The sequence below is a fragment of the Peptoniphilus grossensis genome, assembly GCF_001940285.1.
Lineage (GTDB): Bacteria > Bacillota > Clostridia > Tissierellales > Peptoniphilaceae > Peptoniphilus_A > Peptoniphilus_A faecalis.
On record NZ_MJIH01000001.1, the window covers coordinates 891,134 to 904,605 of the forward strand.

Annotated in this window: 5 protein-coding genes and 1 pseudogene; 3 read left to right on the forward strand and 3 right to left on the reverse strand. The window is 31.9% G+C overall.

Going from position 1 to position 13,472, the window contains the following annotated elements; all coding sequences use genetic code 11:
* Positions 1-50: 50 nt before the first annotated feature.
* Positions 51-1,316, reverse strand: coding sequence for an imidazolonepropionase (gene hutI / locus BIV18_RS04410; protein ID WP_075659470.1), 1,266 nt, complete (start codon positions 1,314-1,316; stop codon positions 51-53).
* A gap of 411 nt (positions 1,317-1,727) precedes the next feature.
* On the opposite strand from hutI, the gene BIV18_RS04415 reads away from it, so the two are divergent.
* Positions 1,728-3,719, forward strand: a complete 1,992-nt coding sequence (locus BIV18_RS04415; protein WP_202968698.1) for a urocanate hydratase — start codon at positions 1,728-1,730, stop codon at positions 3,717-3,719.
* 400 nt (positions 3,720-4,119) lie between these two features.
* Here BIV18_RS04415 and BIV18_RS04420 read toward each other — a convergent pair whose 3' ends face one another.
* Positions 4,120-4,686: a MarR family winged helix-turn-helix transcriptional regulator gene (locus BIV18_RS04420; protein WP_083635526.1), complete on the reverse strand. Its 567-nt coding sequence runs from the start codon at positions 4,684-4,686 to the stop codon at positions 4,120-4,122.
* A gap of 159 nt (positions 4,687-4,845) precedes the next feature.
* On the opposite strand from BIV18_RS04420, the gene BIV18_RS04425 reads away from it, so the two are divergent.
* Entirely contained in the window at positions 4,846-6,027 is a 1,182-nt protein-coding gene (locus BIV18_RS04425; protein ID WP_075659472.1) for a MalY/PatB family protein, read from the forward strand.
* 79 nt (positions 6,028-6,106) lie between these two features.
* Positions 6,107-7,287: pseudogene (locus tag BIV18_RS04430) on the forward strand (dicarboxylate/amino acid:cation symporter).
* Positions 7,288-7,710: 423 nt separating this feature from the next.
* Here the strand turns inward: BIV18_RS04430 and BIV18_RS04435 are convergent.
* Entirely contained in the window at positions 7,711-13,398 is a 5,688-nt protein-coding gene (locus tag BIV18_RS04435) for a S8 family serine peptidase (protein WP_075659473.1), read from the reverse strand.
* Positions 13,399-13,472 lie beyond the last annotated feature (74 nt).

Here is a 13,472-nt window from a genome sequence, read left to right on the forward strand (position 1 = left end):
TGCAAGTAGAATTTTCCACCTGCATTTTATAAATCATAGCTTTACAAAAATTATTTAACTAATTTTCTATCTTCAACTACAAGTTCTCCATCTACATAAACTTGTTTGCATAAATTTGTTGCAAAGAAGTAAAGCGTGTAGTCTATGTTGTGAGCATCAAAAATTGTTATATTTGCTCTCTTGCCCTTGTCAAAAGATCCAATAGTCTTTGCTCTGTCAACTGAATATGCAGCATTAATAGTTACTGCGTTAAATACTTCAATTGGTGTTAATTTCATTTCAAGACAGCCAAGTTGCATAATGAATTGTAAATTTGCTGTTGGACAAGATCCTGGGTTTGAGTCTGTACAAAGTGTAATAGCCATTCCCTTCTCGAGCATTTTTCTTGCAGGTGCATAAGTGTCAAGCATTAGTGAGAAAGTTGTTCCCGGAAGTAAGTTTCCAATTACATTTGCCTTAGAAAGTGTTTCAATTTCTTCTTCATCTACCACCATTAAATGTTCCGCAGAAACTGCTCCAACTTTTGCTGCAACATCTACTCCACCAATATTTTCAATTTCATCAGAGTGAATTCTTAATTTGAAGCCTTGTTTTTTTGCAGCTTCTAAAATTCTTTCAGATTGCTCGGCAGTGAATACTCCCTTTTCGCAAAATACATCACAAAACTCGGCAAGATTTCTTTTTGCAATTTCTGGCATCATGTCTATTACAACATCAACATATTCATCAGAATTGTCTTTGTATTTTTCGTGGATTACGTGAGCTGCCATAAAAGTTCTTACAAGTTCTACTGGAAAGTCTTTGTTTAGCTTTTCAAGAACTTCAAGTTCTTTAAGCTCAGTTTCAAGAGTAATCCCATATCCGCTTTTTGCTTCAACAGTAGTTACACCATGAACTAGCATATGTTCAAGTAAATCTCTAGTCTTATCATAAAGTTCATCAAAACTTGCAGATTCAGTTGCCTTTAGCGTAGAAAGAATCCCTCCACCTGCTTCAAGAATTTCAAGATATTCCATTCCATTGAGTTTCATTGCAAATTCATTTTCACGACTTCCACCATAGACTAGGTGAGTATGAGCATCAATAAGACCTGGAGTTGCAACTTTTCCTGTAAGATCAATTATTTCCGTATTGTCGTCTTTTAGTTTTTCGTAGCCCTTGCCTTCGCCAACTTCTAAAATTTTTCCGTCTTTAATTGCAATATAAGCATTTTCTAAAATATCCGCTTCATTCATTTCTTCGCCTCTTAAAGGTCTGCCAATATCCTTAGGTGAAAAAACTTGGTTTAGATTAATTAATAATTTATCCGCTTTCATAAATCCTCCTTATTTTTCAAACATCGTATTTTTATTATACCCTAGTTGATTTTAAAATAAAGAAAAACTGTATTTTTAATTTTATAAGTTTTAATATTTAAGATATTTCTATATCGATGTTTTTATTATAATTTTATGATGAATTAATTTTCTTTCTTTTGGACTTTTTGCAAAGGTTTTATTTTTAATTTAGTTTGATAAACTTATCAATCGATAATCTGATTTTTAGTTGCTCCATTTGCTTTAAAATAGTAAATTTCTCTATTTTAATTAGTATTACTAAAAATTTTTATTTTTTTAGGAAATTAATTTCCCTATGTATTTACTTTTTAAAAATTTTAATTTATAATGGCTTATAAATGGAGGTTGATAAAAGTGATAAATAATCATAATGCAGAAGTTCAAAAGATCATGAAGGTACAAATTACGAATCTTCCAGAAAAAAAATCTTTTGAACAAGGAATTAGGAGAGCTCCTGATAGAGGATTTAGACTTTCAAAGGCACAAACTAAAATTGCCCTTAGAAATGCTCTAAGATATATCCCAGAAGAATATCACGAAGAACTAATTCCCGAATTTTTAGAAGAACTTACTACTAGAGGAAGAATCTATGGATACAGATTCAGACCAGAAGGAAGAATTTACGGCAAACCAATTGACGAATATAAGGGAAATTGCTTAGCTGGAAAAGCTTTCCAAGTAATGATTGATAATAACCTAGACTTTGATGTTGCCCTTTATCCATATGAACTTGTAACTTACGGAGAAACTGGTTCAGTTTGTCACGACTGGATGCAATACAACTTAATCAAGCAATATCTTGAAATTATGCATGATGATGAAACTCTTGTAATGGAATCTGGACATCCCCTTGGACTATTTAAATCAAGAAAAAATTCTCCAAGAGTTATAATCACTAATGGACTTATGGTTGGCGAATATGACAATCTTGAAGATTGGGAAATTGCAGAAGAAATGGGAGTTGCTAACTACGGACAAATGACTGCTGGTGGTTGGATGTACATTGGACCACAAGGTATTGTCCACGGAACTTACAACACTATCCTAAACGCTGGTAGACTAAAATTAGGTCTAAGCGAAAAAGATAACCTAGCTGGAAAATTATTCGTTTCATCTGGACTCGGTGGAATGAGTGGTGCTCAAGGTAAAGCTGGAGACATCGCTGGCGCTGTTTCCATCATCGCTGAAGTTGATATCTCAAGAATAGAAACTAGACTTGAACAAGGATGGATTAAAAAACTTGCTGAATCTCCTGAAGAAGCTTGCAAACTTGCTAAAGACGCTCTTGAAAAGAAAGAACCCCTTTCAATTGCCTTCCACGGAAATATTGTTGATCTTCTTCACTATATGGATAAAAATAACATCCACATTGACCTACTTTCTGACCAAACTTCTTGCCACAATGTATACAATGGTGGATATTGCCCAGTAGGTATTACTTTTGAAGAAAGAACTGAATTATTAAGAACTGATATTGATAAATTCCACAAACTTGTCGATAAAACTCTTAAAGAACACTTTGAAGTTATTAAAAATCTTACTGCTAAGGGAACTTACTTCTTTGACTATGGTAACTCTTTCTTAAAAGCTATTTACGATTCTGGAGTTAAAGAAATTTCAAAGAATGGTAAAGACGACAAAGACGGATTTATTTGGCCTTCTTATGTAGAAGACATTATGGGACCACTTCTATTTGACTATGGATATGGACCATTTAGATGGGTTTGCCTAAGTGGTAAACACGAAGACTTAATTGCAACTGACCACGCTGCAATGGAATGTATAGATAAAGACAGAAGATATCAAGATATGGATAACTATATCTGGATTAGAGATGCTGAAAAGAACCAATTAGTAGTTGGAACTCAAGCAAGAATCCTTTACCAAGATGCTAAGGGCAGAGTTGACATTGCTCTTAAATTCAATGAACTTGTTAGAGAAGGAAAAATTGGTCCTGTTATGATGGGTCGTGACCACCACGATGTATCTGGTACAGACTCTCCATTTAGAGAAACTTCTAATATCAAAGACGGTTCTAACGTAATGGCTGATATGGCTACTCAATGTTTCGCAGGAAACTGTGCTAGAGGTATGTCACTTGTTGCTCTTCACAACGGTGGTGGAGTTGGTATTGGTAAATCAATCAATGGTGGATTTGGTCTAGTACTTGACGGATCTGAAATGGTTGACGAAATCATCAAACTTTCACTTACTTGGGATGTAATGAGTGGCGTTGCTAGACGTAACTGGGCTAGAAACGAACACGCAATTGAAGTAACTAAAGAATTTAATGAAGACAATAAATACGGACACATTACAATTCCTTATCTTGTAAAAGATGAATTAATTGACAATGCTGTTGACGCACTTGACATTGACTAAGTTTGAATAAAAATTGCCCTGCATATCATGGAAAGCAGGGCTTTTTTCATTTTTTTAGGCTCTATAATATCTGTTTGGGAGTAAATCTCTAACAGATATTATAGAGCCTCTTTTAATAACAATACTTACAGACAAATAAATAAAATAAACTAAAAAACATAATTGCCATAAATTATTTCACACCAGTTAATTACATAATATAATATAATTAAAAATAAACTTTAATGCAGAAATATATGATATTATTTTAATATGAGTTTTCACACATAAACTATTTCAAAGTCTCATTTAATAAAAAAGTGATTACACAATAGGGTTATCTATTGTACAACACTACTCCAAACTATTTTATAATAGTCTTTTATATTTAGTAATTCCATATAAAATATACGCTAAAATTTTAATTATTAATTTCAAAATCTTTTAAAATAACTTCGTTATACGCATTAATTACTTTAAAAAAAGATGAAATATCATCTTTACTAACTTTTTCTTGCAAACTATTTAATGTTTTAGAAACATCAACTATATCAAATTTTCTATGTTCTTCATTAACCTTTTTTCCTTTTTCTGTAACATATAATAATTTAAAGCGTTTGTTTTTAACGGATGCTTCTTTTCTAATAAGCTTGTGTTCTTCCAATCGTTTTAATATTTGAGAAATAGAACTTTTACTCTTATGCCAATATTCAACTAATTCTGTAGAAGTAATTCCAGGATTATCTTCAATATATGTCAAAGTATGAACTTCTATCATTGAAAATTTAATATCTACTCCGTAAGAATGAGTTGAAAATATATAATCATTATATAAAAGAACAAATTTATACATTTCTGAATAGACATTATTTATAGAGTGAAAAACTTCATTAACGCTAATTTCACTAAATTCAAACCCTTTAGATTTAATGTCAGAAATATTATTAAATAATATTTTTAGTAATTCATTAAATTTATCATTATCCATAAATTGCCTACTTTCTAAATATTATAAGGACATTTAAGTAATTTAACATGGATATAAATAAAAGTCAAGAAAAAGAAAATAAGCATTGACAAAATAAAAAAAGTTGTTAAAATGAATCATAGTATAGTTTATTAACTAAACTATTATAAGGAGGTTTATATGAAAAAATATAATTTTGACGAAATAATTGATAGAAGAGGAACCAGTTCATTAAAATATGATTTTGGCATTCAAAGAAAAGGAAGAGATGATTTATTGCCTCTGTGGGTTGCTGATATGGATTTCAAACTTCCTAGTGTTGTTTTGGATGATCTACATAAAAGAATCTCTCACGGAATTTTTGGATATACAGACCCAGATGAAGAATATTTTGAAGCTCTTAATTATTGGTTTAAAAAATATCATAATTATACTGTTGACCCTAATACCGTTACACTTGGTTGTGGCATTGTATACGGAATTGCAACTGCTGTAAAATCGTTTACAAATAAAGGTGATTCTGTTATTATCCAACAACCTGTGTACTATCCTTTTAGAGAATGTATAGAAGACAACGATAGACTGTTTGTTAACAATCAATTAATACTGGAAAATAATAAGTATAAAATTGATTTTAAGGATTTTGAAGAAAAAATTATAGATAATAATGTTAAGATGTTTATTTTATGCAACCCTCACAATCCTGTGGGTAGAGTTTGGAATAGGGATGAATTAACAAAATTACTTGATATCTGTTATAAACATAAAGTTGTTGTTCTATCTGATGAAATCCATTGTGATTTAATATACAAGGGAAATAAATTTACTTCGGTATTTAATTTAGACGATAAATATAAGGAAATAATTGTTTTAATGACATCTCCTTCAAAAACTTTCAACATTGCAGGATTTCAACCTTCTAATATAATTATTCCCAACGAAAATTTAAGGATGAAATTTCGCAAAGAAAAAGCTAAAACAGGTTACAGTCAAGGTTCTCTTATGGGTCAAGTGGCATTAATTGCTTGTTATAAAAAGGGTGAAGAATGGTATTTAGAGTTATTAGATTATTTAGAAGATAATTTAAATTATTTTAGAAAATTTATTAAAGAAAAACTACCTATGGCAAATTTAATTGAGCCTGAGGGAACTTACTTATTATGGGTTGACTTTTCAAACTATAATTTTACTGCAGATGAATTAGATGACATTATAATTAACGATGCTAAATTATGGCTAGATTCAGGAAAAATTTTTGGAGTTGAGTCTGAGAAATTTCAACGTTTTAATATTGCTTGTCCTCGTTCTACCCTTGAGAAAGCACTTGAAAGCCTTCAAGTTGCAATAAATACAAAAAAATAATATTTAGTTAGATTTTAGGAGATAAAAAATGAAAAAAATATGGAGTGTATATGGTTCTTCGTTAATTTTATTTTTTTCAATGGTGTTTGGAGGTGTTATTGGATATTTTGTTGGTCCAGAGATAAAATTCTTACAGCCATTTGCTGACATTTTTCTTAATTTATTATATGTAAGTGTAGTCCCTCTTATCTTTTTTTCTTTGACAACTTCAATTGCAAAGATGACAGATATGTCTAAATTAAAAAAATACTAGTCTATTTTATTATCGGTGTATTCATTACAGGAATATGTGCTTGTTTGTCAATGGTTCTTCCAATGATGTTTATAGATCCTATTGGAAATGCTGAAATTTCATTAACTCAAAATGACATTGAATTAAACGCTTCATTTAACGTATTATCAATGTTTACCGTTAATGATTTTCCTCTGCTTTTTTCAAAAAATAATTTAATGGCTTTAATTGTATTTTCAGTAATTTTATCTTTTTCATTAATACGTTCTGGAGATAGAGGAAAAAACATTATTGCCTTATTTGATGATGCAACGGAAATGATTTCGCAATTTATAAGCATTGTAATGAAAATAGCTCCAATAGGATTAGGTTCATATTTTGCAATCTTAATAGGAGAAAATGGGTCAAATTTAATTGGTCCTATGGCGAAGGCTATATTAATTTATTCAATAGTTGTTGTTATTTATTATATAATTTCTCAAACATTATATGCCTATATTGGAGCTGGTTCTGAGGGAGTCAAGGCATGGTGGAAAACTGGAATTACACCAACATTAACCGCACTTGGAACTTGTTCATCAGCAGCAACATTACCTTCAAATTTAAATCAAGCAAAACAACTTGGAATCCCTGATGAGATAGCAGATTTAGTCGTTCCACTAGGAGCTAACCTTCATAAAGACGGAGCCTGTATTATACAAATTTTAAAAGTTGCATTTCTGTGTTCATTATTTGATGTTAATTTTGTTACAGTTGAAAACATATTTTTATCAATACTAGTAGCTGTTATTGCATCCATTGTAATGGGAGGAATCCCCGCTGGAGGTTACGTCGCAGAAATATTTATTATATCAGCTTTTGGATTTCCACAATCAGCAATACCAATTATGGTACTAATTGGAACTATAACTGATGCTCCAGCAACAGTAATAAATGTTACAGGAGACACTGGCTTGGCAATGGTAATTGCAAGGCTTGTTGATGGCAAAGACTGGTTTTCAAGAAATTATGATAATAATAAATTATAAACTTTACAATTTTGATATTTTTATTATTCTATAAAAATTTATTGGATATAAATATTTCTAATGCTAAGTCTTAAAAGGAATAAAATTGGCTCTATTTCAAATTTGGGGGAGGCTCGATAATATCGGGTCTCTTTTTACCATAAAAATTAATAAATATACACAAAATAATTCTAAACTATAAATAAAAATTATATATTTTTAAGCATTGCAAATAAAACCAATAGGAGTTTCAAAATTCTTTCTTTGCACTTATATGCACCTCCAAGCTTTTTGTTATTTAAGTTTAGGACTTAGTGAGTTTAAGTGCAATTTTTTTACATAAAAATATCTGTTAGAAATTACTCTCCAACAGATATTATAGAGGCTTTTAAACAACTCCTTATTTTATAATAGAATATGGAGTTGTTTAATGTTTATGGCTTTTTATTTTTTAAGAATTTTTTCTAAATTGCTAATTATCTGTACAATTTCTGCCCTTGTTGCTGGCTTTTTAGGAAGTACTCTTCCCTGTTCGTCGCCTTTTATAAGCCCAAGATTATATGCTATCTTCATATCTTCTATTGCCCAGTCTGAAATAGTATTTACATCTTTAAATTTCATCTTAGAATCAGATTTTATATCTACATTTTTCATCTTTAGATATCTAACAATCATAGTAATTACTTCTTCTCTTGTTATATTACTATTAGGTGAAAATTCATCTTCCATTCTACCCTTTACTATATTATTTAGGACTAGTTTTTTTACATCCTTATAGTACCAGTCAGATTTATTTACATCTTTAAACTTGATATCTCCTGCTACATCATCTAAATCAAAGGCTCTATTCAAAATAGATACATATTCTGCCCTTGTTGCCGGATTGTCAGGTCTAAAGGTATTGTCAGGGTAACCACTTACAATTTTTCTTTCGACTGCTTTCAGTATAATATATTTCGCCCAATGATTGTCTATATCCGTTAATTGTACAGAAATATTCTCCTTCTTGCTACTTTCTTTAGTTGTTTTTTTGTTCTCAACTGCTCTTACTTCATTTACCTTTGAAGGTTGCCTATATCCACTCATTCTTGAATAAGTGTGGTCTGAATAATAACTATCACTATCTAATTTTTCATCTTTTGAGATAGGTGTTATTGGAGTGCTTGGTTTTTCCGTAGGTGTCGAAGGCGTTTTTAAAATATTAAGAGTATACTCTTTTTCTACTTCATTTCCGTAGCTATCACTTATTATAACTATTATTTTCTTCTTGTTCGGTCCTTCATTTTCACTGCTCTTTAAGGAAACCTTTATTCCCTCAGGTATTTCAAATAAATTGGCTATATTGTTTAATTCTTCCTCATTAACATTTAGTTTGATCAATTTCGCATCAGGAATTGGAAGAATTTCAATATTATATTCTTGTCTATAAGTGTTTCCGTCTTTTGTAAATTCAACTTTTACAAGAGTTTTACCAACTGTTTTAGCGTCTATAGGCTCTACAAGTTTTGCACTTACTCCTTCAGGTAAATCAAATAATACATCTATTCCTCTTAATTCTTTTGCTAAAAACTTGTCTTTTTTAAGTGCTATATCCAAAGTTTTTTCGCCATAACGACCTGGACGTTTTTTAGCCTTTAAATTTTCTTCTGTCTTAATTCCAGAAGCAACTCCTTCTACTTCCTCATAAATAGCTTGTTTAATAGGAAGTGTATATTCTCTTGTCTTATAGATGTTTTCTTCATTCTTTATTCTTATTTTAACCTTTGCTACTTGCTTATTTCCTTCTACTTGTTCAATTTTTGCTTTCTCTAAAACTTCGGCGCTATAACCTTCAGGAAGTTGAAGGATGGCATTTGCATCGGTCAAGTCACTAAAATCAAAGGCTTCTTTTTTCGCTGGTATTTCAGGGAATTGAACTTCCTTATCTTCTTTTTTGCTTGCGTCAATAATCTTTTCAGAAGTATTTCCCGCTCTGTCGGTAGCTATTACTTGGATGATATATTCATCTCCATATTTTGAAAGCTGGCTTCCACTTTCGTAAGGCTTACCATTTACAAGGATAATCTTTGCCTCATCTGCTATACTTCTATCGTCTTTGATTTCAATATCGAGTACATCGCTGCCATTAAATGTTTGATTCTTGACATTTATTGTCGGAGGAACATTATCAAAGGCAACTCTATATTTTAAATTCTCAGTCTTGTTGTGATGTCTATCCTCTGCATATAATGTTATTAAATCGCCATCTTGTACAGATATTTCACGATTAAATTCTGCCTTATTATCTCCCATCATACCTGGTAAATTTGCACTTGCTACATTATCTCCATTAATATACATAGACCAATTGTCATTAGAATCCCTTACCGTACCCTTTATAGTGATAGTGTCTGAATTTGTAAATATATACTCACTAGAGTCAAAAATATTTGAATCGTCTCTTCCAATTCTTGACTTGTCTATTTTAAATTCTGGTGCTTCACTATCTAGTAGTATAATATGTCCCCTACTATATAAAATCTCATCAGGATTATCTTTCTTATAGACAGTGACATTTATAATATTAAATCCTTCTTGAATTTCAAGACGCTGACTTGGAACTCTTCCACTTGTTCCCAAACCTAAAATATCTGTCATTGGATTATATCCATTTTTGCCATAATTATAAGATGTCAATCTCATTCTATAGTCTTTAGTACCCTCAGGCATGTTGAAAAACTCTGTATTAAAATAAATTTTATCTTCGATTTTTGATATATCTTTTATACTTAAATTTACTTCACGCCAATTATACATTATTTTTGATAATTCTGGTCTAAACTTAGCTTCAGTATCATCGTCAAGCTCCGTATAGACTAAAGCACCTGGTCTTGTATCTGCTTTATGAGAACCCGATGTGCTTTCTTCTGTACTTTCTGCAACATTTTTATTTAAGTCTACATTGTAGCCTTCCATAATATTTCCTGCAGTATCCATTGCCTCTATGCGCAGTGTAGATCTAGTTAAATTATTGATATGCTCGTCTAGATTTTCAATTTTATATTCATCATCACTAATTTTTTGAACTGGAATTATTTTTCCATCTATACTTGCTCCAACAAAAGCAAGTCCATGTTCGTCGTTGATTTTAAAGCTAGCTGTATTTGATCCAAAGGTTGGCATCATTGTCATCTTAGGACCTGTATTGTCAATTCTAACAGGCATATATAACTCTTGATAAGGTGCATTTTCCTTAACGCGAGCCCTTATTCTAAAATAGTATTGTCCTTCATCGGCAGGAGTCATTATTCCCTGATATGCTTCTTCATCTTCAAATTGACCATCTCTACTTACATATACCTCGCCATCCCATTGTAAAAGTGGATTTGGCGCTAAGAATTTATTATCATATTGCCATTTATTTTCTAGTGGAAAATGTCCAAAAAACTTTCTGAAATATTTAGATGTGGACAATGTCCTCACATGTTTCTTATCTTTATCAACTATTGCAACTTCTAAATCTCTAGCTTCTCTTAACGGAATGATCCTTGCGGCTACTCCGTCCCATGCTCTTATCCCTTTATTTGAAAAAGCAATTTTACTAGGATCTATATTCCCATTCTCATCTTTTCCAAGCTCAATGAAACCTTGTGAATCATCGTGATGTGCTTCCTTTGTAGCGATTACTGTCGTTAATTTATAAATGGAATCTGCTTCCCATGCTGGTGAATCGATGATTTTACCTGCATTCCAATCGCCCTTATATCCAAAATAAGGAATTGATAATCCTGGTTGTTTTTCTGGATTTTCGGCATCGAGATAGATAAAGCCTTCTACAAATTCATCCTTTGATTTTCCTGTATTTAATGTTACAGTTATATTTTTTTCTTCCTTAGGCTTTAACTCTACATATTCCATATTTGAGTTTATACTTGCATCTACTATTGCCTTTGAACGTGTTTCATAAATAGTATGGTTCTCAAATTCATCTTCAAAATCTTTATATTTTCTCGCCGAATCTGCCATATTAGGCTTTGACATCTCTTTTACTGTTTCTCCAAGCACAGGTCCAAAGTTCACTTGAAATTTTTGAGCTTCATTGGAATAGTTTTTAATTTTTAAGTTAAATTGTACAGTGTTTTTTTGAATCTCCTTTAGTTCAACAGCACCCTTATCATTGTGCGTAACTAAAACATTGGTCCTTAGTGCATCATAGGCATTTACCATGCCCGCACCCTGTCTACGAGGAGAGGATTCCGTGCTGGAGTTTGCTGTGTCCATAAGAGGCTCTGCAGTATTCATCAGTAGAATCTTGTTTAGTTTTACCCTGCCTCCCTCATAATTAGCTCCACTATTTATAAGTTCTGTTACCTTATTTTTAAGAATTGCTGAAATTCCCGCAATATGAGGTGTTGACATTGATGTCCCTGACATTAGTCCGTATTTCCCATTGTGGTAGGTTGAATAGACGTTTTCACCCGGCGCTACTATTTCCGGTTTTAATTCTAATTCTGCATTAGGTCCCCAACCCGAGAAACCTGATATCTTTGTATCTTTGTTAATAGATACCAGTGTTTTTTCCTCTTTAAATTCTACTTTTTGTTTCGGAGATTTTTTTATCATTTCCCTAAGGATATCTCCTTGCGTGCCGTCAATACTCGTAATCCACATTTTAGATGTATTGATTCTATCTATTGTCAGCTTGTCTGTATCATAATCCATTATCGGATATTGTTTGTAGTGATCTCTACTATAATATATAGGTGCATTTATAAGAATATATCCTACTGCTCCCTTTTCTGCTGCATTTTCAAACTTATCATATATAGTTCCGCCACCTCTAAGACCAACAGCAACCTTTCCCTTTAAATCGAGATCCTTTACGGCTGTTTTTCTGCCATTGCCGACAAAGACAAATTCATACTCCTGATTTCTTATAAATTTCTTATTGTCTTCATCACTTCCCATGTATTTATGATGGAAATCTGTACCACCAATTTTTACAGTATCTAGTGGAACTTTATTATTAGTTGTAGAACCAACAGAAAGTCCTTCGCCAACAGATGCAATATATGTCATAGCAGAGTTGTCGATCAATTTAGCATTATTATCTGGATAAAAACCATAAGTGTCTCCTGATGCCGATGAACTGTAGTTTCCAATAGCCGATACGACGACAACGCCCTTTTCTGCTGCATTTCTAACGGCTTTGTAATAAATATCTCCCACATAGCCATTGCCCGCCTGACCTATGGACATACTGATGACATCGGCTCCATTGTTTACAGCATCTTCCATAGCATGGTAGACTGCATCGTCGCCACCATATTCGAATTGTGCATAATCTTGTGTCCATTCTCCTTCTTTATCCTTAATTGGGAAGGTTCTATCTGAAAATATTCTATACATAAATAATTGTGCATTTGGTGCTACTCCTTTAAAATCTTCTGAATTAGCAGCCACAATACCAGATACGTGCATACCGTGAGCTCTTGGAGTTCTTTCCATTAAATCAAAGGATCCCCCGAGATAATTAAAACCATGGGGTACTTTTAATGTAAATCCCTTTTGTATTTTATTTTCTTTTATTTTCACAAAGGGTTTGGCATCATCATCTATTTTCATTGCAGGATGATTAATATCCATGCCAGAGTCTATTACCGCAACTACCGTTCCACGACCGTCAAGCTTTTCACCCCTAACTTCCTCTGCATATTTTACCGCCTCATTTACCTTTGTCATATCTCTTGCATTTAAATTTTGCGGTACAAAAGTCCCATTTTCTTGGATGTTTTTTATTCCATCAATTGCTTTCACTTTTTCAAGTGTATCAGTAGATATTTCTACAGATACACCATCGAAAAGGGAATTATAATTATATTTTATCTTTAATCCTTCAATTTGATTAAGTTTTGCTATTATAGTATCTCTCTTGCCCTTTTCAAATTCTAGTATATATACTCTTCTCTGTATATCTTTTGCAGTATCTACCTTTCCGTCTAAAAATGCCTCTACTAGAGGATAATTTTCTTTAATTGAATTACTTGAGCCTTCACTTTCAGGGCTCTTTGCCATAACTGAATATGGAATAGTCCCCAAAAATAAAACAAGTGCTAAAATAAAGCTTAAAGCTCTTTTTGATATACTTTTCATACTTCTCCCTTCGAGTGTAGTATTTCACTTTTATAAAATATTATTTTATAATTCTATACTTAGTTTAAACCAAC